Origin of the sequence: Enterococcus sp. MSG3299 (assembly GCF_050555765.1) — a bacterium.
Lineage (GTDB): Bacteria > Bacillota > Bacilli > Lactobacillales > Enterococcaceae > Enterococcus > Enterococcus faecalis.
In genome coordinates, this window is sequence record NZ_CP187869.1 from 2495802 (window position 1) to 2519357 (window position 23556).

The 23556-nt window shown below is 37.9% G+C and carries 28 protein-coding genes; 7 read left to right on the forward strand and 21 right to left on the reverse strand.

Going from position 1 to position 23556, the window contains the following annotated elements:
• Window positions 1–5: 5 nt before the first annotated feature.
• From nagA to IGL23_RS12290, 5 genes are all read right to left on the reverse strand, one after another.
• Window positions 6–1157, reverse strand: coding sequence for an N-acetylglucosamine-6-phosphate deacetylase (gene nagA, locus IGL23_RS12270; RefSeq protein WP_002386286.1), 1152 nt, complete (start codon window positions 1155–1157; stop codon window positions 6–8).
• A 45-nt stretch (window positions 1158–1202) separates the two neighbouring features.
• A complete protein-coding gene (gene agaV / locus IGL23_RS12275) occupies window positions 1203–1679 on the reverse strand; it encodes a PTS N-acetylgalactosamine transporter subunit IIB (protein ID WP_002387360.1) in 477 nt (158 codons plus the stop codon).
• A 26-nt stretch (window positions 1680–1705) separates the two neighbouring features.
• Complete coding sequence (locus IGL23_RS12280; protein WP_002361048.1) at window positions 1706–2143, reverse strand: PTS sugar transporter subunit IIA; 438 nt, start codon at window positions 2141–2143, stop codon at window positions 1706–1708.
• A gap of 146 nt (window positions 2144–2289) precedes the next feature.
• On the reverse strand, window positions 2290–3384 hold the full coding sequence (locus IGL23_RS12285) for an acyltransferase family protein (RefSeq protein ID WP_033594650.1): 1095 nt from the start codon (window positions 3382–3384) through the stop codon (window positions 2290–2292).
• An 86-nt stretch (window positions 3385–3470) separates the two neighbouring features.
• Window positions 3471–4286, reverse strand: a complete 816-nt coding sequence (locus IGL23_RS12290; RefSeq protein WP_050443319.1) for a carbohydrate deacetylase — start codon at window positions 4284–4286, stop codon at window positions 3471–3473.
• 143 nt (window positions 4287–4429) lie between these two features.
• Here IGL23_RS12290 and IGL23_RS12295 point away from each other — a divergent pair, with 143 nt between their 5' ends.
• Window positions 4430–5182, forward strand: a complete 753-nt coding sequence (locus IGL23_RS12295) for a MurR/RpiR family transcriptional regulator (protein ID WP_002365331.1) — start codon at window positions 4430–4432, stop codon at window positions 5180–5182.
• Window positions 5183–5250: 68 nt separating this feature from the next.
• On the opposite strand, the gene IGL23_RS12300 is transcribed toward IGL23_RS12295, so the two are convergent.
• A complete protein-coding gene (locus IGL23_RS12300; protein WP_033594654.1) occupies window positions 5251–5802 on the reverse strand; it encodes a DNA-3-methyladenine glycosylase I in 552 nt (183 codons plus the stop codon).
• A gap of 76 nt (window positions 5803–5878) precedes the next feature.
• Window positions 5879–6655: a peptidase C39 family protein gene (locus IGL23_RS12305; protein WP_002355000.1), complete on the reverse strand. Its 777-nt coding sequence runs from the start codon at window positions 6653–6655 to the stop codon at window positions 5879–5881.
• A gap of 216 nt (window positions 6656–6871) precedes the next feature.
• Here IGL23_RS12305 and IGL23_RS12310 point away from each other — a divergent pair, with 216 nt between their 5' ends.
• On the forward strand, window positions 6872–7234 hold the full coding sequence (locus tag IGL23_RS12310; protein WP_002354999.1) for a hypothetical protein: 363 nt from the start codon (window positions 6872–6874) through the stop codon (window positions 7232–7234).
• A 119-nt stretch (window positions 7235–7353) separates the two neighbouring features.
• Here the strand turns inward: IGL23_RS12310 and thiT are convergent, their stop codons facing one another.
• The 3 genes from thiT to IGL23_RS12325 all read right to left on the reverse strand — a co-directional run bounded on the left by thiT (window position 7354) and on the right by IGL23_RS12325 (window position 9608).
• Window positions 7354–7929 carry an energy-coupled thiamine transporter ThiT gene (gene thiT / locus IGL23_RS12315; RefSeq protein ID WP_002354998.1) on the reverse strand — a complete coding sequence of 192 codons (576 nt, stop codon included), beginning with the start codon at window positions 7927–7929 and terminating at the stop codon, window positions 7354–7356.
• Between the two features lie 162 nt (window positions 7930–8091).
• Entirely contained in the window at window positions 8092–8745 is a 654-nt protein-coding gene (locus IGL23_RS12320; RefSeq protein ID WP_033594656.1) for a PepSY domain-containing protein, read from the reverse strand.
• A 77-nt stretch (window positions 8746–8822) separates the two neighbouring features.
• Window positions 8823–9608, reverse strand: coding sequence for a hypothetical protein (locus IGL23_RS12325; RefSeq protein WP_002354996.1), 786 nt, complete (start codon window positions 9606–9608; stop codon window positions 8823–8825).
• Window positions 9609–9841: 233 nt separating this feature from the next.
• On the opposite strand from IGL23_RS12325, the gene IGL23_RS12330 reads away from it, so the two are divergent.
• Entirely contained in the window at window positions 9842–10576 is a 735-nt protein-coding gene (locus IGL23_RS12330) for a class A sortase (protein WP_002354994.1), read from the forward strand.
• A gap of 47 nt (window positions 10577–10623) precedes the next feature.
• Here the strand turns inward: IGL23_RS12330 and IGL23_RS12335 are convergent, their stop codons facing one another.
• The 8 genes from IGL23_RS12335 to rpsO form a co-directional block, all read right to left on the reverse strand.
• On the reverse strand, window positions 10624–10854 hold the full coding sequence (locus tag IGL23_RS12335) for a hypothetical protein (protein ID WP_002383277.1): 231 nt from the start codon (window positions 10852–10854) through the stop codon (window positions 10624–10626).
• A gap of 88 nt (window positions 10855–10942) precedes the next feature.
• Complete coding sequence (locus IGL23_RS12340; protein ID WP_002387365.1) at window positions 10943–11413, reverse strand: low molecular weight protein-tyrosine-phosphatase; 471 nt, start codon at window positions 11411–11413, stop codon at window positions 10943–10945.
• A gap of 40 nt (window positions 11414–11453) precedes the next feature.
• On the reverse strand, window positions 11454–12023 hold the full coding sequence (locus tag IGL23_RS12345) for a TetR/AcrR family transcriptional regulator (RefSeq protein ID WP_002354991.1): 570 nt from the start codon (window positions 12021–12023) through the stop codon (window positions 11454–11456).
• Between the two features lie 177 nt (window positions 12024–12200).
• On the reverse strand, window positions 12201–13619 hold the full coding sequence (locus IGL23_RS12350) for a CHAP domain-containing protein (protein ID WP_430619694.1): 1419 nt from the start codon (window positions 13617–13619) through the stop codon (window positions 12201–12203).
• A gap of 331 nt (window positions 13620–13950) precedes the next feature.
• On the reverse strand, window positions 13951–14460 hold the full coding sequence (gene mreD, locus IGL23_RS12355) for a rod shape-determining protein MreD (protein WP_002359075.1): 510 nt from the start codon (window positions 14458–14460) through the stop codon (window positions 13951–13953).
• Window positions 14457–15317 (reverse strand): rod shape-determining protein MreC, encoded by an 861-nt coding sequence (mreC, locus tag IGL23_RS12360; RefSeq protein WP_002395649.1) that lies wholly within the window; start codon window positions 15315–15317, stop codon window positions 14457–14459. The genes mreD and mreC overlap by 4 nt, the downstream gene beginning before the upstream one ends.
• 180 nt (window positions 15318–15497) lie before the next feature.
• Window positions 15498–17612, reverse strand: a complete 2115-nt coding sequence (gene pnp, locus IGL23_RS12365) for a polyribonucleotide nucleotidyltransferase (RefSeq protein WP_002367402.1) — start codon at window positions 17610–17612, stop codon at window positions 15498–15500.
• Window positions 17613–17798: 186 nt separating this feature from the next.
• Window positions 17799–18068, reverse strand: a complete 270-nt coding sequence (gene rpsO, locus IGL23_RS12370; RefSeq protein WP_002354983.1) for a 30S ribosomal protein S15 — start codon at window positions 18066–18068, stop codon at window positions 17799–17801.
• A gap of 279 nt (window positions 18069–18347) precedes the next feature.
• Here rpsO and def point away from each other — a divergent pair, with 279 nt between their 5' ends.
• Window positions 18348–18911 (forward strand): peptide deformylase, encoded by a 564-nt coding sequence (gene def, locus IGL23_RS12375; protein WP_002354981.1) that lies wholly within the window; start codon window positions 18348–18350, stop codon window positions 18909–18911.
• Between the two features lie 48 nt (window positions 18912–18959).
• On the opposite strand, the gene IGL23_RS12380 is transcribed toward def, so the two are convergent.
• The 3 genes from IGL23_RS12380 to IGL23_RS12390 form a co-directional block, all read right to left on the reverse strand.
• Entirely contained in the window at window positions 18960–19736 is a 777-nt protein-coding gene (locus IGL23_RS12380; RefSeq protein WP_002361040.1) for an HAD family hydrolase, read from the reverse strand.
• A gap of 9 nt (window positions 19737–19745) precedes the next feature.
• The gene (locus tag IGL23_RS12385; protein ID WP_002354978.1) at window positions 19746–20399 is read right to left on the reverse strand and encodes a DNA alkylation repair protein; all 654 of its coding nucleotides are present in this window, start codon (window positions 20397–20399) and stop codon (window positions 19746–19748) included.
• 71 nt (window positions 20400–20470) lie between these two features.
• Window positions 20471–21274, reverse strand: coding sequence for a formate/nitrite transporter family protein (locus IGL23_RS12390; protein ID WP_002365340.1), 804 nt, complete (start codon window positions 21272–21274; stop codon window positions 20471–20473).
• Window positions 21275–21597: 323 nt separating this feature from the next.
• On the opposite strand from IGL23_RS12390, the gene rpsD reads away from it, so the two are divergent.
• From rpsD to lepB, 3 genes are all read left to right on the forward strand, one after another.
• Entirely contained in the window at window positions 21598–22209 is a 612-nt protein-coding gene (rpsD, locus tag IGL23_RS12395) for a 30S ribosomal protein S4 (RefSeq protein WP_002365342.1), read from the forward strand.
• 158 nt (window positions 22210–22367) lie between these two features.
• Window positions 22368–22916, forward strand: a complete 549-nt coding sequence (locus IGL23_RS12400; RefSeq protein WP_002354975.1) for a biotin transporter BioY — start codon at window positions 22368–22370, stop codon at window positions 22914–22916.
• A gap of 61 nt (window positions 22917–22977) precedes the next feature.
• Window positions 22978–23514 (forward strand): signal peptidase I, encoded by a 537-nt coding sequence (gene lepB / locus IGL23_RS12405; RefSeq protein WP_002383266.1) that lies wholly within the window; start codon window positions 22978–22980, stop codon window positions 23512–23514.
• The last annotated feature ends 42 nt before the right edge of the window (window positions 23515–23556 follow it).

The following is a 23556-nucleotide window of genomic DNA, read 5'->3' on the forward strand; positions in this document are numbered from 1 at the left end:
TTCGTCTACTTTTTATAAACTGTTTCACCATTTACTAAGGTTTCTAGCACTTCGTATTTCTCATCAATAATTGTAAAATTACCTAAAAGCCCTAGTTTGATTTCTCCCATAGATTCGTTCACATTCAACAAACGAGCTGGATTTTTCGTGACTGAATTAATAGCAATCACTTCTGGAAGTAATGCTTTTTCAACAAGGTTGCGAACCATATTATTTAAATGGTTCGTACTTCCAGCTAACTTGCCATTCGCTAAACGGACCACATTTTGTTCATCAATAACCATTTCAATCCCTTTTTCTGGTTTTGGATAAACGCCTGGTTGACACCCTTTGGCCCAGATAGAATCTGTCACAGCAATTAAATAGTCCTTGCCTTTTAGTTTGGCTAACACACGTACTAATGAATAATCAACATGTACCCCATCAGCAATAATTTCAGCAAACGTTTCCTCACTATCCAAAGCAGCAACTACTGCGGTTGGTTTCCGGTGACTGATATCTTCCATTCCATTAAACGTATGGGTAAAACTTTTTGCCCCTGCTTCGACAGCTGCCATTGCTTGTTCATAGGTTGCAGCCGTATGGCCAATTGAAATGACTACATCATGTTCATGACAATATGTAGTCAAGGCATTCTCTACATCATTTTCTGGTGCCAACGTCATTAATTTTATGTGCCCTTTTGCTAACTCTTGCCATTTTTTAAATGTCTCAACGGATGGTTTTACTAATAACTCTGGATTATGAGAGCCACGAAATTCTTCAGAAATCATTGGTCCTTCCGCATGAATCCCTAAGATTTGTGCTCCGTTGGTTCCTTGGTCTTCCTCAATAAATGAACCAATCACTTCAAATGAATGTTCCAAGTCTTTTGGAAATGTTGTTGACGTTGTTGGTAAAAAAGCTGTAATCCCCTCTTCTGGAAGGTAAGCTTGCCACTCTTTGATAAATTCATGATTGGCATGATTGGCATCCCCACCATGCCAACCATGATCATGAATATCAATAAATCCTGGAAGAATGCGCTTTTCTCCGTATTCTTTGTCGACAGCTTTTTCATTGTACGGTAGAATTGCAACAATTCGTTGTTCTGACACTTCAACTTGAGCTGGTTGAAATTGTTCGTTAATCCATACGTTTTTACTTTGAATAATCATTCTTCCCACTTCTTCTCTTCAAAATTATTGTCCAACATTACTTTTTTATGAAAATAATGCATCTAAACTTTCTTCTGGCGTTGACGGTACACGTTGAATCGAAAGTTTAACACCTAATTCTTGTAGCTTTTTAAAGGCGTCTACATCTGTTTTATTAACGGCAACAGCGGTAGCTACTTGTTTTTTGCCTTCTTCCATATGCATATTACCAATGTTTAATTTTTCAATTGGCACACCACCTTCTACCAAGCGCAATGCATCAACAGGATTATCAACTAACAGAAAAATCTTTTGTCTTTCTGAGGCTTTATGAATGACCTCAATCGTTTTCTTAATGGAGAAAAAGCGGGTTTGTACTTCTGCAGGGGCCGCCATGTTTAACAATTGTTGGCGCAGTGTATCCTCAGAAATTGCATCATTTGCGACTAAAATTAAGTTGGCGCCTAAAGAACCGTTCCATTGTGTTGCGACTTGACCATGAATCAAGCGATTATCAATTCTTGTTAATAAAATATTCGGCATAGTGCTTCCTCCTCTTTTCTAATTGGTTAGATTCCGTCTGCTTCTTCTTGAGTATTTGCTTGTGGTTGTTCTAGTTTTTTATGAACAATCCCATCTCTGGCTGAATCTGTGACCATTGAAACAAAATCTTCTACGTTCGTGCTGATTGTGCGTAATGCAAGCCCTTCAAGAACCATCGGTAAATTTGTTCCTGCTAACACTTCGACATTTGGATAATTACTTGCGACAGTCATTGAAATTCTAAACGGTGTGCCACCTAAAAGGTCAGTTAAAATGACCACTGCTGGACACGTCTCCAGCATAGAGTCAACGGCTTTACGAATGTTTGACTCTAATACATCAAGCCCTGTATCATTGAAAAAAGGGACTGCCTGAACATTTGCTTGCTCTCCTGCAATCATACTAACTGATTGATGCATTCCAGTTGAAAATACCCCATGTCCCGTTAAAATAAGACCTATCATTTATTCTTTCTCCCCTAACTATTTACTGAGCTTACTATTTAATTGGATAAGCAGAACTTATTCCTCAAAGAGTGTAACAATTCTTGTGACAATTGAGTATGCTTTCCCATGATTTTGGACAATGATTTCTATTTAAGAACATGTACCTATATAGATACAAGGCGTCCCAACTTAAAGATGCTTTTGAAAAAATACTCGATTACAACCGTGAGTCCAAACGAGCCAACAAATGTACCCATATACAACACAAGAATAACCAAGCTGACTGGTTGATTGGTTAAAAACGGGTGGACCAGTTTCAAGACCACTTGAAAAATAAAAACATTCGCTAGATAACTGCGATACGCATAAGTGGCTATCCATTTAACCATTGGTAAAAGACGAATCTTTTTGGCTATTCCTTGCGTTCCCAAATAAAAAACCAACCCGATAATCAATAAACTATAGGCACTTTGAAGAGGATCCAAATAAGGTAGATCGTTCGGAGTCATCTGTGTTCCATCAAATAAATTCCCTTGGACTGCCTGCCAAAAAATAAAAAGAAACAACAGAAATAGTGCCACTCTCGTCTTTTTCAAGAAAGTAAAAATTTCCCACTGATACTTCGCTGCGATGACCCCGAAAATACCATAAATGAGATAACTAAGCCCTAAACGATCTATTAAGTACCAAAGAGAAGTTTCTGCATATGGAAAAATCATTTTCTGGTACCAGAAGCACCAAAGGATATGCGCACCGATTGTAAAAAAAACAATTGGTAAAATCACTTTTTTGTTTTTTGTAATTCTTGTTGCCAACCAAATAAAATACGGCATAAATAATTGGAATTGCAACATCATTACGGCATACCATAGATGTGCCGCGCCATCACCACTAAGAATTTCCCCTAGAAATCCTAGGGGCGTTTCATAGGGTATTCGTTGTTGTAAACTAGGAAAAGCGTATAGATAGAGACTGGACCAGACCACATAAGGAAGCACCAATTCATAAAATTTTTCCTTTAAAAATTCAAGATACGATTCAGCTTGACTCTTTAACACCGTGTTGTAAATAATTGCAAAAATAAACATGGGTGCCGAATATTTAGACATTCGGTAAAAACTACCGATTGAATTCATTGCTTCCGTTTGCGGAGAATGTGTCAACACGTATGATAAAACCGTTTGTAAAATAACTGATGCTACAGCGAAAACTTTTAAAAAATCGCTGATATTCAGATTTATTGGTTGTCCTTTACTCATGTACGTCCTCTTTCTTTCAATAATTTAGCGTGTAAGTAGGCGCTCTGATTAAGAACTTACTCACACGCTATTCACGCTGCTTTGATTTACATTGCTAGCGATTCATAATTGGCTAACAAGATGCCGCGTTCTTCAATCGCTTCTTTGACTTCTTGGGACGTTAATATTTCCACTTCACGAATTCGAGACATACAATACCCTGATTGCTTTTGTAAAATAGTATCGATAAACGCAGGATGACAATTGATTTCAAAGACCTCTCCTTCACTACAAACAACCATATCAAGCAATTGCAAGATGGTTTCAGTTGAAATCGCCTTGTCATAAAATTGGTACAACATTTCATCTGGCGTGCGAACATCCTGATATAACTCTAAATAGTCTTTTGTTTCAATACTTCTTGAAGCGTTACGTAAAGGTAATTGATATTTGCGAGCAAGTGCCAAAGCCACACCTAATAACTTTTCATTTTTTCCATGAACGTTATGATGAGAATCAATATGATCAGGGCGTCTACCACTTTTCATAAATGAAATAATTTGAGCATCCCATTCGTTATAAACCTCTTCTAAATTGACTTTTTCTTCAAAAATCGATTGATGCCAAAAATAACCAGCTTCATCTACTAAGGAAGGGACCATTTCTCGAGGTAAAATAGGTTTTGCTTGGTTCAATGTCAATGTTAAATGGACACCGATAGCTAAAGTCGGTGCACTGATTCGAGCACTCTCCATGGCCTCTAAAAAATAAGGAGAAGTTGGTAATGCGGTTGTTGAAGTAACCACGCCACGTTTGTGTGCTTCAATAATTCCTTGCGTTACCGCTGGCGTGTAACCAAAATCATCAGCGTTGATAATTAATTTTTTATTGCTCATTTTTCCCCACTCTCTCTTCTGTTTCATGAATTTTTAGTTGTTTCTCTATTGATTGTAGCTAAGTGGCGCCTTTTTTTATAGCTAGTTTTCTGATTGAGTGCTATAATCTACAAATAAGACTATGTCCCTAAAAAAGGACATTACGTTCACAAACGACAGGAGGGATCAGCATGCTGTTTTTAACCTACGATCCACAATTAAATCCAACAGAATTAGAGATTTACAAGTATATTAGCCACAATATTGAAAAAGTTCCTTATATGACAATTCGAGAATTAGCAGATGAAATTCATTTCAGTAAAACGGCAATCTGGCGTTTTTGTCAAAAATTCGAGTGTGAAGGCTATACAGATTTTAAATTTAAATTGAAGAATTATCTAAGCGAACGAAAAAAAACAGCCCAACCAAAATCTTTAGATGAAACAATGCTGATTCATTTTTTGCAACGCTCATCAGAAGAATTATTAGAAGGACGGATTGTTCAAGCTGCGGAATTACTGGCAAAAAAAGAATTTGTTCTTTTTATTGGCGAAGGAACGTCCAAAGTCCTAGCTGAATTTGGTGAAATTTATTTTTCCAGTATCTATAATTTATCTGCTTCTGTATCCCACCTTTTTTCCCATCCCGTTAGCAAATTATCCGAAGAAACTGCTAAAAAAGTGGGTGTTATCGCCTTATCAGTTTCGGGTGAAACACAAAAAGTTCGGCAAAATATTGATTATTTTATCGAAATGGGGATTGATGTAATTGCCATTACAAATAGTGAAAAAAGCACGATTGCTCAACTTTCAACAGTCACGATCCCCTACTATATAACAACCGAGAAAAGTTCCATTGCAGACGTAACGTCCCAACTACCTGCACTATTCTTAATAGAAAAGTTGGCGAAAACTGTTTCAACGATGTTAAATGAGTGTCCATAATCACTGCAAAAAAAGGAAGGAACTAGCCATTCGTTTTGCTAGTTCCTTCCTTTTTAATTCTTCTATACTTATTTATACTGACACGTTTCTAAATGATCATTCACCAAACCCGCCGCCTGTAAAAAGGAATAGACTGTCGTGGCACCTAAAAATTTAAATCCTCGTTTTTTTAACGCTCGACTAATCTGTTGCGATAATTCCGTGGAGGCTGGAACCTCTTCTGGGTGCTGCCAGTGATTAACGATTGGTTGCTGATCGACAAAGTTCCAGAGGTAGCGATCAAAGGACCCAAATTCTGCCTGAATTTCTTGAAAAACTTGCGCATTCGTGATGGTCGCTTGAATTTTTAAACGATGACGAATCACACCAGGATTTGCTAGTAAAGCTAAAATTTTTTCCTCATCATATCGCGCAATTTTCCGATAATCAAACGCATCATAAGCTGCTCTAAGCGTTTCTCGTTTATTCAAAATAATCTCCCAGCTTAAGCCCGCTTGCATACTTTCCAAGGTCAATAACTCAAATAACTGTTGCTCTTCATGAACTGGACGTCCCCATTCATCATCATGATAGGCTTGCATCTCTTCAGTTGTATCCGTTGCCCAAGTACATCGCTCCATTGTCCTGCCTCCTTTTATTTGCTAAAAAAGATGCGAACAAAGGGTACTGCCTGTTGTTCCACACCTTTTCTTATTCCTAATAAAATGCCCAGAAGTTTAACGCTTCATTCATCACTTCTTCGGCTGTAAATGTCCGTTTTGAATGGCCCTTTTCTTCTGAATCGTTTGGATCATTAATCCAGAAATCGCCTTTTTCATCCACACCACTCATCACCATAATGTGACCAGTTGTAGTGAAATAGCCCGGTTTTACAGAAATAATGACTGGATGACCTTCCTTCAAGAAAGCTGCCACTGTTTCAATATCCCCAATTTCTTGACAGTTATAGCCTTTCATTTCAGCATATGCACTAAAAATAGACCACGCCGTCCCTTGTCCTTCCATAAAGAAGTCATTTTTTGCCCAAGCTAACACATCCAGAGGGGTAACTTCTTGGTGATCCATGTATGAACCAACCATTGCAAGCGACACAATCGCACAGCCATTAATTTCGATTGTATTCGGCTTATCCACATTGCCAAATCCGTATGCGGTGTCTTTCCATTTAGCATCTGTCTGCAATTCTAACGGCAAATCCAGATGTCCATTATATTGCTTCTTTTCAATTTCTTGATTGACCTGTTGTCCATAGCTTAAAGGTTTGACTTTTTTCTCAATTTTAACTGGTGCTGGTTCTTTTGTTTTACTTGATTCAGCACTAGCTTTAACATATGAATCATCAAACCAACTTGAAAACCCACCTGATTTCATCGGCGAAAACTGCGCTAACAATCCGCCAAAGCCAAACGATACCAACAACACCGTGAGAACTTTTTTTTGGTAACCTGATGGTTTTTTTGACATACTATTCATCCTTTTCTATCTATTGACTACATCCGATAATCTTATGTATTTCTTATATGCTCACACATTATACTACTTTCTTTTTCGAAAAACAGAAACGTTGGTAAATTCTCATAATTATTGAAGGCGAACATATTTTCTTGAATTTTATCACAAAATTAGGTAAAATACAGGTAATTAGTCATTTGAGTTTTATTCTATTTTATTCGTAAAGGAGGCAGAAGAATGGATCAACATAAAGCTACCATCAAGAGCATTTCTAAACTGATTACGCTCTCTTCCCAACATTTCTTTTCGGCATTTTTAGAAGATTCTCAAGATCAAAAGAATAAAGAAAAGGAACGCAGTGCGCTTTTACAAGAGCTCCAAGTCGCTGCCGCCCAAAAATCCTTAGTGGTCTTACAATTGAAAGAAGTCCCTACAGCGCATAAATTCGAAACGGTGATCGGCTGGATTGTCTCAAAAAATATTTCGGACAATATCGTCGTTCGTTTACAAACGGATGAACAACAGTTGCGCATGATTCCTGTTGCTTCTGTCATGAAAGTCAGCACGTTAGCTAATCGTCACCAACGTCAAATTCACTAGAATATTGAAGTCTTTATAAAATAAATGGAAACCACCAACCCTGGCGATTGCAGGTTGGTGGTTTCTTTTATTTATGACTTTAGTCAAAATCCCATGAAACTTCTGACTTAGGACTCAACTTATTTCTTAGGAACAAATAATTGCGGTGCTACTTTTGCCAATAAGCCTAGAACTAGACTTACATACAAACAATTGACGACGGTACTTGTACCGTTTAGAACAAAGGAATAGAGATATGGGCTCATTCCTTCTGGTGCATACATGCCCCAAACCAATACACCCGCCCAAAAATGCCAAAACCAGCGGGCGAAGACTGCGACAACACTTCCTAAAATAATCGTACGAATGGCTGATTTTAAACGATTCGCTTGAAAATACAGTTGAATTTTTCTAGCGAATACGCCACCCATTCCTCCAAACGCAAAAGCAAAGGGATATTCAAAAATAATCTGTGGAACGGACAAGAAATTTTTCATGGCTGTGCCGAGAATAATATTTAACATGCCCCAAACAAAGCCTGCTGCAACTCCAGGAAGCAACCCACGACGAAACGAATAAAGAACTAATGGGACCATTCCCAACGATAGGTCCAAGCCACTATTGGCAAATTCAATCGGTAAAAAAGAGAGGGCCATTGCCATTGCTGCGACGACTGTTCCTTCTACCCAAATACGTAAATCCATTTTTCTAGCCAAACAAATTTCCTCCTATGTTCTGACGCTCTCAACCACTAATACATCGTTATTTTACCATAGGGACTTTAGAAAAACACGTTTGTCGAACAAGCAAAAAAATAGCTGATCAGCATTTAAGGGAATCAACTCCTACTCAAACGCATGCCAGCTACTTTTTATCCATTAATCATCCCGCTCAGTTGTCAAAATTTTACCAGAATGAGCATCGATTTTTACCTCTATTTTTTGTTGGCCCTCTTTCACTTTCACTTCCCAATAGGTGATTCCTAATTCTTTCTCTAACTTCCAATCTGTTGCCTGGCCGACTTTCGCTTCTTTTTCAGCCAAGGTTGTGGCTTGTTCTCTGGAAATGATATTTGTTAAATCAAGTGCCTCTTCTTGCATTTTAACGCCATTTTGTTCATCGGCATCCAAGGTTTCGACTTTTTCTTTTGTGAATTCGCCTGTTTCTGCGTTCACTTCAACTTGATATTCTTTTTGCTGATCCACGCCTTCTATTTCATAAAAATAACGTCCAAAATCTGTATCTAACTGCAGACTTGTTATTTTAGCTTCTGGATATTTTTTCTCAAATGCTGTCGTTACTTTTTCTAAAGAGACAGCTACCGCACTTGTCTTCTCTGATGTCGTCGTTGCTTCTTGTTGTACGGATGAACTTGTTTCAGTAGTTGATATTACTGTTTCTTTTTGTTCATTTGTTGATGAAACAGCTGTAGGTGTTTTGGATGTACAGCCAGCTATCAAAAAGAGTGCCAAGCCAGTCATAGAGCCATAGAGTATTTTTTTCATTAAACAACCTTCTTTCCTTTTTATCATTTTATTATACTTGATTTCTCATCCAAATCATAGCTACAAAAAAAAGCCCTACTTTAGTTGATAAAGTTAGAGCTCTCTCAGCCTTCATGGGCCAACATAAAAATTTCACCGAAATCATTCTCTTGTTCAATGTGCCAAATGCGTTTTTCACTATTATAGACAAGCGTTGCCAAAATTTCTTCTTTTTGGTAAGAGGTATTTTTCATCTTGCTAAGTGAATCTTCCACCAAGTAAATAGGAATCCGATATTCTTCTTTATCCACTTCCGTTTGTTGGAAGCAAAAAATAACACCTTCTTGCAAGATACCTTTCATATTTTTAAGTAATTCAGGACTTAATTTTTCGACAGGCGTATTTCGTTTAAAGAAGGCCTTTTTCTGGTTCACTTTCTCTAAAACAACACGTGTAATTTTATCAGCAAAGATTCGATAAAATTCATCAATATAACGATAATAGACACGCGTCATCTGATCTGCAAATTCAAAAAAGACAAAATCATTTTGTAGCTTATAAAAGAAAGGCGAATGCAAACTATTCTTCATGTGTCCAAAATAAAGAAGTTCCGAAATTTCTAATGGCGTTAGCTCTTTTAGCATCGTCACATCGGAAAAGTCAATCCATTTAATCTCTTCAGTCATCCAACGACGTTGTAGCGATTGAAAATAGCGATTGACGCTTTCTTCTCCGCGAATAATTTTCAAGCCTGAATGCATATCGTATTCGCCAGCTTCGGCAGAAGGATCTAATAATAGTAAGTTCTGTGGATGATGCACAATTGAACGAACAAAATCGGAATGGGTAATTCCTTTAGATAAAACCGCGTTGCTGGTTACATCTATATGTACATAAATTAAATCAAGCAAATTCCCATCTCCCCTCTACTAGCCTCCTTACCATTTTACAATATTTTCAAAAGAAAAGCTTGTTTCTTTTACTTTAAAATTCCATTACAAAATGAGGATTTTTTTGAAAAATCAATCGATTCAGTTGTTTTTTATTAAATCAAGGTCCGGCCAGCTTACCTATTCCCCAAAGAAAATAAATAGGTTTTTCAAATAAATTGTGGTAAACTTGATACATTAAAAGGAGGGAGAACATGCGCCCAAAAGAGAAAAAAAGAGGAAAAAATTGGTTAATCAACAGCTTATTAGTTTTACTATTTATCATTGGGTTGGCCTTAATTTTTAACAATCAGATACGTAGTTGGGTGGTTCAACAAAATAGCCGCTCGTACGCCGTTAGCAAGTTGAAACCAGCTGATGTGAAGAAAAATATGGCTCGTGAAACAACGTTTGACTTTGATTCAGTTGAGTCCTTGAGCACAGAAGCGGTGATGAAAGCCCAATTTGAAAACAAAAACTTACCTGTGATTGGTGCCATTGCGATACCAAGTGTCGAAATTAATTTGCCCATTTTTAAAGGATTGTCAAATGTCGCTTTATTAACTGGTGCCGGGACCATGAAAGAAGATCAAGTCATGGGGAAAAACAATTATGCCTTGGCTAGTCATCGAACGGAAGATGGCGTTTCCTTATTTTCACCTTTAGAAAGAACCAAAAAAGACGAACTCATTTATATCACTGATTTATCTACTGTTTATACATACAAAATAACTTCTGTAGAAAAAATCGAACCAACCCGTGTTGAGTTAATTGATGACGTTCCTGGTCAAAATATGATTACCTTAATTACCTGTGGCGATTTACAAGCAACGACGCGAATTGCTGTTCAAGGAACATTAGCAGCAACGACGCCTATTAAAGACGCCAACGACGATATGTTAAAGGCTTTCCAATTGGAGCAAAAAACCTTAGCCGATTGGGTGGCTTAATAAAAAAATCCTTGAAAAGTTTTGACACTTTTCAAGGATTTTTTGCTTTATTTCATCGCTTGACGTTCTTGCTGTTTCAAACGAGCAAAACCATAACGAATACCTGCAAATAATAAAACTAACGGAGATAAGAAAACAGAAATCATTAACCATTCACTTGTATACATACTACTAAAAGATAAATGATACGTGACAGCATACACTAGCGGCAGACTCATTATCAACAATAAATAATACAAACTCAATTCAAAAACATAGGATAAATAACTACTGTTCATCTTACTTCCCTCCTGTCTCTTTTTCCCTGAACAATTTGTTAACACTATTGTACCAAGGGGAAACAGAAAGTACTATCGGACTATAGTCCTAATCTTTCAGCTGTGCTTTTATTTTTTTCAACCATTCTGAGGTACCTGCTTCCACTAAGCGGTAAGTTTCCTCAAAATCTCCAGTATAATAAGGATCAGGTACGTCCATGGTTTCTTTACCAGCCACAACTTCCATAAATAAATGAATCCGCGGTTGCTCTTCTTGAGGAGCTAATGCTTTTAAATCGGCCACATTATTCGTATCCATCCCAATGATATAGTCATATTTTTTAAAATCACTTGGCTGGATTTGTGTCGCCCGCATTCCTTGATAGGAAATTCCTTGTTGCTCCAAAATTTTTCTGGTTCCCTTATGTGGCTGACTGCCAACTTCCCAGTGGCTAGTAGCTGCTGAAAACACTTGAATAGTCGATTCTAAACCGGCTTGTTGGACTTTCTGACGAAAAATCGCTTCTGCCATTGGCGAGCGACAAATATTGCCTAAACAAACAAATAACACAGTTACCACAACGTTTCACTCCTTCATAAAACTTTTTATCCTTCACACATTACTCATTGGCTTCTTGTTCATACAAATGATAAGCCATAAATTCTGTATCTTTCGCTAAACGGAATAATTGCGTCGCCATTTCCAAAGGAGTCTGAGGATATTCCTCAAGAATCCATTTCGTTAAGACGCCGCTACATCCATAAGAAAAGAAATTCGCATAAAATTGTTTGTCTTTATCTGTTAAATGGTTCTCAACATCGACTTGTTCAAATAATGAAATAAATAAGCGATTGGTCGAAGCGGAAAAAACATTAAGAAGAACTTCTGAATCTGAGGTCACCGTTGTATAGTAAAAATGACTCTTCTCTTTAATCGCTTTTAATAACTTCAGGGCTTGTTCCTCCCAGTTTTCCAAACAAATATCTGTTTCTAAGTAAATCAATGCATCGTGACGATAAATCCAACGTAATAAATCATATTTATCTGTAAAGTGATAATAAAATGTTTGGCGATTCAAGCCCACTTTTTTGGTAATATCTTGGACACTTATTTTACGAAAATCCTTTTGTTCACATAATTCTATTAAAGCTGAAGCGATTGCTTGTTTTGTATCGTGCGTTCCGCTCATGCTGATTCCTCCGCTCCTAATATGTATATACCTCTATAATTGCAAAAAAATGGCCAGATTACAATATTTTCAGATACATTTTATGCATATATTTAAAATTAAATGAATAAAAAAAGCGGCAACTAACGATTTTTGTTAGTTACCACTCCTTGTTATCAATTATTAATAGATGACTATTTAGCCTGGAAAACGCCATACAACAGCGCGGAATCCTGCTGGTGGTGCTGGTGACCAGTTAGAGTTAGAAGAAACATAACCAGAACCTCCTGGGTTGTTCGCTTCAACGATTTGGACACTTCCACCACTTACACCTGTAACTAAGACAGTATGCACGCCACCAATCCAGCTATCTGGACTATAGGCACTTTCATATTGAACAACATCGCCTGGTTGCACGTTACTCCAGCTAACTTGTGTTGCGCCAGAAGCAACATAGCCACTGTTTGGACCACCATAACCGAAGTTAATACCGCCTGCCGCTAGCCAGCGACGAACAGATACTAAACATTCACCTGGTTGATTCCAACCTGTTGCATAAGAATTACCAACATCTGCTAAAGCTGCATTAATTGCGGCTTGTTTTCCTGAAGTCACGCCACCATTCCCTGGTTTTGCTTCATTACCTTTTTCAGGAGTCGTTGGGTTAGTTACAGGAACTTCTTTTTCTTTTTCAGGTGCTGCTGCAGGTGTTGTTACAACACTTTCTGTTTCAGTACTTGAAGTTGTTGTTTCTTGCGTTGTGGTACTTTCAGTAGTTGTTGATGATTCTACTGCTGGTGTTGCGGCTTTTTCTTCAGCGGCTGATGCTGCTGCCTCATTGGCTGCTTTTGTTGCTTTCGCTTGCTCTGCTGCCGCTTTTTGTGCTGCGGCTTGTGCTTGCGCTGCCGCTTGTTCTTCTGCTTTTTTAGCAGCTGCACGTTGGCGTGCTTGTTCTTCTGCTAAACGTTTTTCCGCTTCTTTTTTCTGTTTAATGAAGCCGTCTTTTTTCCCTTGTTCTTCAGAACGTTGTGCTTCTAAATCATTTTTAGCCACTTCTTGTTGAATCTTCAATGTTTTTAATGATTCTGTTTTATCATTTAATTCTTTTGTTGCTGCTTCTAATTCAGCAATTTGTTTTTCAACATTCTTTGTTTTCTTTTCAACAGTCGCTTTGTCTTCTTTTTGTTGTTCTAGTAATTCATTATTGGCGCTCATCATTGTTGAGACCGCTTGAACGCGACCAATTGCATCTGCTACTGAATCTGCATCTAAGACAGCATCAATAATTGAATCACTTTGACCATTCACTTGGACATCGCGTGCTTGTTTTGTCATTTGTACTTCACGTTTTTGAATACGGACATTCAAATCAGAAATTTCACTATATAATTTAGATACTTCTGATGATAGCTTGTTCTTTTTAGCTGTTAATGTATCGATTTGTTTGGCCGTTTCAACCATATCATTTTCAATCGCGGCAACTTTTGCTTCTGCATCTGACATTTGGCTAGTTAACGCATTAATTTTTTGATTTTGTTGTTGAATCTTTGTATCGTATTCATCTGCAAATGCTGCGGATGGCAACGCTACGCTTGTTAATGTAATGGAACATACCATTAGAGCCGATAATACACTTTTCTTCAATCTGTTGTCCTCCGAAAATCCTTTTTTGTTAAGCTTTTTTATTATTTATTAAAATTTGAATAAATTTCTCTTTTTCAACGATAGAGCAATTGTAGCATAGCTGTATGTCACTGAGATAATATGGATGTTACAGTAATATTTCAATTTTCTTCTTGTAAATGACAAAAAAAAGCTTCACTTTTTTCACAACTTTCTTCATGGCTCCAGGGTAAGCTTCTCATTGTTTTGTTATTTAAAGAGAATAAAAAAAGCGAAAAATGCTAACAAATGAGCATTTTTCGCAAACGAACAAAATTTTCAATTTTTATTTTACGGAAAACAGTTTTTTCAGTGGATAAGATAAAATAACATACCACACCATGTTCAATAGCAATGTAGGGCCTAACACACGTGTAATAAATAAAATTGGGCTGACATCCGCTAAATGAAAGGCCACTTGAATCAGTACCGCAATCAGTTCATACAACGTGGTAAAAATAACGATCCCAAAAAAACCAGTTAGTAAATTTGTTTGAATTACTTCTTTAAATGTATACATCAACATAACCGAAATCGTCAGTGCAACTGTATAAATCCCGATAATGCCAATGTAGTAGCTATCGCAAATGAAGCCTAAAATTAACGAAGTAATTAATAAATAACGTTTAGAAAAATTAGGAACGGCAAACATAAACGCAAGTAATAACAGATGAGAACTGGCGAAGTAAACATTACTTGTCCACGTTTCAAAAGACTTTGTTAAATGAGCATCAATTAACATTAAGAAAAACAAGAGAATAGGCGTGACGTATTTTAAATACTCTTTCCGAATCATTCGCTTTCCCCTGCCGATCTTTTCACGACCGTCACAACGGAGATCCCATAGACATCCGCATAAGGTTTCACATACACTTCACGATCTAAACCAAAACTATCTGGTTTCACTTTAATAACTGTCCCTACCGCTAAATCGGCTGGGGAATTACCACCTAAGCCAGAAGTCTGAACGACATCGCCTTCTTTCAGAGTGGCATCGCCAGTTAATTGTGACACAATTAATGCATTCGTCTTATTGTCGTAATTTTTAAGTAAACCAAACGATTCGCCATTTGCGGAAGTTACTCGCACAGGGAAATGGTTCGAGTTGACATTTTTAGACGTTAGTAGTTCCACTTTTGCAGTCGTTGCATTGACTTCAATGACACGCCCCACTAACCCTTTTTGCGCCATGACCGCCATGCCCGCTTCAATGCCGTCATTGGTTCCTTTATCGATAATTAATAAGTCTTGCCAAGTATCCGGCGAACGCGTAATGACATTCGCAGTTACTTTTTCATAAGTGGCCAACGTTTCGTTCAGATTCAATTCTTGTTTTAAACTATCAATTTCGCGTTTATAGTTATTGTTTTGGACAGCTAATTCATTATAGCTATCAATTTTTTCTTTTAGACGTTCGTTTTCTTTAAACGTGTTAATTAAATTGCCCATTGAAGACAAGCCGTTTTCCACCACACGAGCTGGAAAAGAGATCACACGATCCACCATACTAACGCTATTATTGACGCCACCTTGAACGACATTGGTTTTGCCTTTTTCAGAACGTTGCGCAGCAGTTAAACTAATAATGGTTACTAAAATAATGACTAAAATTAAGGTAATGATTATATTTTTATTTGGATTAAATTTTTTCACAAAGACACCCCAGATATTCTTCAGACTGATAGTATTAATTTTACCACTAATTGACTATAAACAAAAGAGTTGGCGATCGTCTTTAGCTTTTTTTATCATTTCTTTTTTAGGGCTTGTTTTCAACGAAAAAACCAACGAAAAGAAAGGAAACTTCCTTGGTTTTCGTTGGTTTAAAAAAAATTATTTTTCTTTGTTTTCTTCGTTTAATAATGCTTTTCTTGACACGTTGACACGGCCTTGTTTGTCAATTTCAGTTACTTTGACAAGGACTTCGTCGCCTAATTTCACGACATCTTCAACGTTGTTCACACGTTCGTTTGCTAATTGAGAAATATGGATCAAGCCATCTTTGCCTTTAATTAGGTTAACAAACGCACCAAATTTTTCAATGCGGACAACTTTTGCTAAGTAAACTTGACCGACTTCGACTTCTTTGGTTAATTCTTCAATAATCTTGATGGCTTTTTTAATCATTTCAGCATCTGATGAAGCAATACTTACGTTACCGTCTTGATCGATATCAATCTTAACGCCGGTTTCATCAATAATGCTGTTGATTGTTTCGCCACCTTTACCAATGACATCTTTAATTTTCGCTGGTTTAATTTGAATCATTTCAATTTTCGGTGCATATTGACTTAATTCTTCACGAGGAGCAGCAATCGTTGTTGTTAATTCTTCTAGAATTTCCATCCGTGCTTTCTTCGCTTGGTCTAATGCTTCCGTTAAAATTTGTTCTGTAATTCCTTGGATTTTGATGTCCATTTGTAAAGCAGTGATTCCGTCTTTCGTTCCCGCTACTTTAAAGTCCATATCGCCAAGGTGATCTTCTAAACCTTGAATATCTGTTAAGATTGTATAGTTTTCGCCATCACTAACAAGACCCATTGCAATACCTGCAACTGGCGCTTTAATTGGCACACCCGCATCCATTAATGCTAATGTTCCCGCGCAAATACTTGCTTGTGAAGAAGAACCATTTGATTCTAACACTTCTGCCACTAAGCGGATTGTGTAAGGGAAGTCTTCTTCTGATGGAATAATTTGTGCTAAGGCACGTTCACCTAACGCACCGTGACCGATTTCACGACGACCTGGTGAGCCCGCGCGTCCTGTTGAACCAACAGAGAATTGTGGGAAGTTATAATGATGGATGAAACGTTTGCTATCTTGGACACCCAACCCATCGATAATTTGATGTTCCCCTAAAGGCGCTAATGTACAAACGGATAAAGCTTGTGTTTGACCCCGAGTAAATAAGCCAGAACCATGCACACGTGGTAAAATACTTACTTCTGATGATAAATGACGAATTTCGTCTAATTTACGGCCATCCGGGCGAATCTTATCGATCGTGATTAACTCACGTACGACATCTTTTTCAAGATCTTCCGCAATTTGTTTCACTTCTTTTAGTAATTGCGCTTCTTCTTCGTGTTCCGCAAATTTTTCAGCGTAAACTTCTTTGACTGTATCTTTTACTTTGTCAATTTCAACTTCACGTGCTAATTTTTCTTCCGTCATTACGGCTGTTTTCATTGTATTGTAGTACGCATCAAAAATTTCTTTTTTAAGATCAGCGTCCACTTGTAATAAGTCCACGTCCATTTTTGGTTTACCTACAGCGGCAACGATTTCTTCTTGGAACGCCACTAGTTCTTTAATGGCATCAAAACCGAAAAGTAAGGCACCTAACATATCTTCTTCTGATACTTCTTTAGCACCACTTTCAACCATGTTGATGGCTTCTTTTGTTCCAGCAACAGTTAATTCAATATCTGTTTGTTCCGCTTGTTCTACCGTTGGGTTTAAAACATATTCGCCATTAATACGACCAACGTCAACACCAGCAATTGGTCCATCAAACGGAATATCTGAAATTGCTAACGCTAAGGAAGACCCAAACATTGCAGCCATTTCTGGTGTACAATCTTGATCCACACTCATAACGATGTTTGTGATTTGGACTTCGTTACGGAAGCCTTCTGAGAACATTGGACGAATGGGACGATCGATTAAACGAGCGGTTAATGTCGCACGTTCACTTGGACGACCTTCACGTTTAATGAAGCCGCCAGGAATTTTTCCTACCGCATACATTTTTTCTTCATAGTTTACAGTTAATGGGAAAAAGTCTACATCTTTTGCTTCTTTAGAGGCAACAGCAGCACTTAAAACGACCGTATCGCCGTAACGTACTAAGACAGCTCCATTGGCTTGTTTGGCTAATTGGCCGATTTCTACTTCTAGTGGGCGGCCGCCCCAAGTTGTTTTAAAGACTTGTTTTTCTGTCATAATTCTTCTCCTTTACTCTTGCTCTTTGGAAAAGTCAGACGGCTACTAAACAAATGAAAAAGTAACAAGTCGTTGCTGCTCTTTCATTTGGTTAGTAGTTCCTAAAAACTTTCCAAAGAGGACCCTCAATAGTGACAATAAGATAAAAAGCGAGATTCTGATTGAACCTCGCTTTATACGTAATGATTAACGACGTAATCCTAAACGTTGGATCAATTCGCGGTAACGTTGGATGTCAGTTTTACGTAAGTAAGCTAACAAGTTACGACGGTGACCGATTTTTTTCATTAAACCACGGTAAGAATGGTGATCTTTTTTGTGTGTACGCGCATGTTCGTTCAATTGGTTAATGTCTTCAGTTAAGACAGCAATTTGTACTTCTGGAGAACCAGTATCTCCTTCATGACGTGCGTATTCTTTAATGATTTCGTTTTTTCTTTCTTGTGAAATTGCCATTTGTTCCACCTCTTTCTCTATTATTCGTCTGATCACTGAGTGAAGCGTTGGTGACTCGCTAAACCAAGTGATAGATGGTGTGTTTCCACACAAGCTTACTTTACAGGAAACACCGCTAAAATGCAAGCTTAATCTCTATTATTCGATAGTTTTTTTAAACAATCTAGCCCCTTTTTTAGTGATTTTGTGATACACTAAATGGTGGTAAACAACTGATTATTTCAGCGCATGAATAAATAAAAGAAGAATTTTTTTATGTTTCAAAGGAGGAACCATTGAATGATTACAATGAAAGATATTATTCGTGAAGGGAATCCCACACTTCGTGCTGTGGCAGAAGAAGTGCCTGTCCCTATCACTGAGGAAGACCGACAATTAGGCGAAGACATGTTGACTTTCTTAAAAAATAGTCAAGATCCAGTCAAAGCCGAAGAATTACAATTACGTGGTGGCGTTGGTTTAGCTGCACCACAATTAGATATTTCTAAACGAATTATTGCTGTCCATGTTCCTAGTAACGACCCAGAAAACGAAACGCCTTCATTAAGTACGGTAATGTACAACCCTAAAATTTTGAGCCATTCTGTGCAAGATGTATGTTTAGGTGAAGGGGAAGGCTGTTTATCTGTCGATCGGGATGTGCCTGGGTATGTCGTTCGCCATAACAAAATTACCGTCAGTTATTTTGACATGGCTGGCGAAAAACACAAAGTTCGTTTAAAAAACTACGAAGCGATTGTGGTTCAACATGAAATTGATCATATTAATGGCATCATGTTCTACGATCATATTAATAAAGAAAATCCATTTGCTTTAAAAGAGGGCGTTTTAGTCATCGAATAAAGAAAAAAAAACTGCACCGTTTGTTTTCAGACAAACGGTGCAGTTTTTTTAAATGGCCTTCATTTCTTTTAAGGCTTTCCAAATCCCATCATTATCATTTGTATCTGTGACCATTGTGGCCACTTTTTGAATGGAAGGACTCGCGTTGCCCATTGCGACGCCAATCCCTGCATGGCTTAACATTTCTCGGTCATTTTCGCCGTCCCCAAAGGCAATGATATTTTTTGCATCAATGCCCACACGTTTAGCTAAATACGTTAACGTAGCTGATTTTGAGCCATCTTTAGGCACAACATCTACGCTATGTTGATGCCAGCGAATAAAGCGAAATTCTGGGTATTCTTCTTCAAACGTACACTGATCTTCTGCGTCATAAAAAGCTAGCGCTTGGTAAATATCATTTTGACGATAAAAGTGTTCATCATAAGCAGGTGAATGAAAATGAAAAGAGTTCATCGCAATTTCCATTTTTTCAGCACGGTGCTGGTTGCTCTTCTTAATATCATCTAAGCCCACACAAGCAAATCCTAAGCCGCGTTGATCACTGTCTTGTGCCAAACGTTCCAACGCTTCAGCGTGCAATAAATTTTGATAATATTGCTCATGATCCACAAAAGCCGCGGCGCCATTACATAATACGTAATTAGTAAAATCTAAATCCCAAATCACCTCTTGCGCCATATAACGACTTCTGCCAGTTGCCAGCGTAACTAAGTGTCCTTGCTCCCGCAATTTTGCTAGCGCTTCTCTCGTGCTATCCAATGCTTTCTTCTCCGAATTTAACAACGTCCCATCAATATCAAATGCAAAAAGTTTTCTTTCCATCATTTCTCCTTATTCGCTCGCTTTCGCTAAATATTTACTGCCTTCTCGTTGTGCTAAAGGACTCAACACTAATTCTTTCATCAATTCCTCGACCCATTGCGGATTCGTTTTACTATATTGGCGTAATGACCAGCCAATCGCTTTTTGAATGAAGAACTCCTCTGTAGTTCTATCATAAATAATCGCCTTTTTCAACAGGTCCTGATTGGTCTTTTCTTTCAACATCAACTGTAAATTCAGCGCAACACGCCGATTCCAGAAATTTTCAGCGCCATAAAAAAGGGCAAAAATCGTTGGCAATTCAGTCAGATGCAACGCCACCCACGACCCAAAAAATTTTCGCCAAGCATCCACACTATCCCACCACGCTTTTTGTGGAACATAGGCTTTAAACGCTACGACCTCTTCTAATGAAAATCTCCGAACATTTTGAAGGGCTAAATCAATAGCGACATACTGATATTCTCGTTCTGTTTTTTGATAATAAGCCTCAATCTCTTGGCATAATTTTTCCTTTGGCCACGTATGACTTTCTTTTAAAAGTTGTTTACTTAACGCTTGACGTTCTGGGGCGGGGATGCCTGCAAAAACAAATTGGTGTTTCATATAAGCAGACATTTTTGCTGCTGTTTCTGGGTTCTTCTGAAATTGAAGTGTGTCCATTCCTTCGCTCCTTATAATAAAAAAACTATACTAAAACAGTGTACCATGTTTTAGTATAGTTGGTTGGTCAATTAATCAAAATACGTTAAGTTTTTGTTGTCTTTATCTAACCAGGCATAGCCGAGACCCATAATTAAGCCACCACCGATAAAGTTACCGATAAAGGCCCAGAACAGATTATGAACAACATTACCAGCTGTGAAAGCTTCAATTGCGCCGTTCGAAGCAAAGTAAGCTAAACTGAAGGCTGGGAAGTTGGCAATCACGTGTTCAAAACCAAGGAACGCAAAGATAAAGATAATGAAAATAATGGCCGCGACTTTGCCGGCGTCATCTTTCATTCGCATACTCACTAATACGGCTGTATTAACTACAATATTGGCGAACATAGCTTCAACTAAAATCTGTAGGGTAGTTTTTTCTAATTTTCCAGCAATCGATGTAAAGAAGAAACTATCTTTTGGCAAATCTTGGAACGGCACCGTAAGTGATACCAAGAAACCAAACAAGACGCCACCAATTAAATTGAATAAGATACAGGTAAATAAAATTTTTGCAGCTAAGGAAAAGTTGACTTTTTTACGATAGACCCCAACAGTCATGTACAACATATTTGAGGTACCAAGTTCGGCATTCATATATAAAATCATTACAAGTGACCAACTGAACATGAAGGCGTAAAGCATTTTCCCTAAACCATGAGAAATTCCTTCTCCTTTAATTGCGATTGCAAAAGCAACGGCTGTTCCCAACGTTAAAAATAGGCAAGCAAGCATTGCACGAACAGCGTAGCGGGAAAAGCTGTTTGAGAATAAATTCACTTTCTTGTCGATAGATTTATCAATTTGTTCAAACAATGGTGAACCAGACTTCATTGTAAACTCCCTTTCATTCCGTTTTCAACTTATATTTTCAAAACATCTCCTCTTATTCTAATGAGGAAAAGTGTTTTTGTCTACCTTTTTTTCAGATTTCACTTTAAAACCTTGACGTTTCCTATCTTATTAAGTATACTAGATTTTGTGTAAAATAATTGCAGCAGAAGAATAATAACTCGTCAACAGTTCATTGCCAAACTTGGTTCAACTGCGTAACCGCGGCTGCAAAGGCGAAGGTTGAAGAATGAACTGAACGAATATGAATTTTTCATCTAATTATTTTACTCCAAAAAAACTTTTATTTATTGGAGGAATTTTTAATGTCTCGTTATACTGGACCATCATGGAAAGTATCTCGTCGTCTAGGTATCTCTTTATCAGGTACTGGTAAAGAACTAGCTCGTCGCCCTTACAAACCAGGACAACACGGACCTAACAGCCGTGGTAAAGTTTCTGAATACGGAATGCAATTAACTGAAAAACAAAAATTACGTCATATGTATGGCATGAACGAACGTCAATTCCGTACATTGTTCATTAAAGCAAGCAAAATCAAAGAAGGTAAACACGGTGTTAACTTCATGGTTTTACTAGAACAACGCTTAGATAACGTTGTTTACCGTTTAGGTCTTGCAACTACTCGTCGTCAAGCACGTCAATTAGTTAACCATGGCCACATCACTGTAGACGGCAAACGTGTTGATATTCCATCATACCACGTTGAAGTTGGTCAAGTGATCGGTGTTCGTGAAAAATCTCAAAACATCTCTACAATTAAAGAAGCGGTTGAAGCAACTGTTGGACGTCCAGCATTCGTAAGCTTTGACACTGAAAAATTAGAAGGTAGCTTCACTCGTTTACCAGAACGTGATGAACTTTACCCAGAAATCGACGAAGCACTTGTCGTTGAATACTACAACCAAAAACTTTAAGATTTCAAAAGGTCGAACTGCGGTTCTTACCTTCTTTCAAAACCTTGCCTTTCTTGGCAAGGTTTTTTCTTTGCCCTCTTTACAAAATTGTTTACTTCCGCTAAACTATTGTTAACCAAATAAAAATAATTGGTTAACAATAGAAAGTGAGGCTTCTTATGAATAAAGCATCGTTACGCTCTTTAATTTTAGCAGCAGAATTCGCTGTGATTATTGCTGTACTTTCACAATTTACAATTCCATTGGGGATTGTCCCACTAACCGGACAAACATTTGCCATCGGCTTAACCGCTACCGTTTTGGGTAAGCGAACGGGGACCTACGCTATTTTAATTTACTTCTTATTAGGATTAATTGGTTTACCCGTTTATGCTGGGATGTCTAGCGGGTTCGGTGTACTCTTTGGACCAACTGGCGGCTATTTAATCGGGTTTATCTTCAACGGCTTATTAACTGGTTATATTTTAGAAAAAACAACCTTTAACTATACTTGGGCCATTATCGCAAATATTGCCGGCGCCTTAGTTACCTTAGTTTTCGGTATGATTTGGTTGAAATATTCCGCAAATCTACCGTGGCCAAATGCTTTTGCGGGTGGGTTTGCTCCTTTTATTATTCCTGGCATCATTAAAGCTGTCGCAGCTGCTTATGTTGGTATTTTAATTCGCCAACGCTTTATGAAACGTTTTTTAGCACACCTTTCTTAAGGGGAAAACTTTTTTCTTTTCCTTGTCTGTAGTACACTAAAAGGACAAAGGAGTGAAGTCCATGTCCTCATTATTAAAACGATTGGTTCAGTTGGTTTTGTTAGTCGGCGCTGTCTTGCTGATTCGACACTATGTGTTCTCCCCTGCTGCGGTGAACGGCTCTTCAATGGAACCAACACTTCATAACAACGACCGTTTATGGGTGACCTCGATTAAAAAGCCACAACGCTTTGATATTATCGCTTTTCCTAGTCCTCGCAACGGCCAACGAGTAGCCAAACGTTTAATTGGTTTACCTGGCGAAACAGTCGAGTATCGCGATGATACCCTTTATATTAATGGTGTATCACTCAGTGAAGATTACTTAGCAAGTGCTAAACGAAATGTCTCTAAAAATGAAAATTATACCCAAGATTTTACGCTAGAGACCTTAGAAGCCACCCAATCCCTGACCGTTCCAGAAGGCATGTATTTTGTCTTGGGGGATAATCGCCCGCGCTCAGATGACAGTCGTTACTTTGGCTTTGTTAAACAAGAGAGTGTGGAAGGTGTTTTGACTTTTCGTTATTATCCATTAGATAAAATTGGCTTTCCATAAAAATAATAAACCGCCCTCAAAAAGTTAGACTTTTTGAGGGCG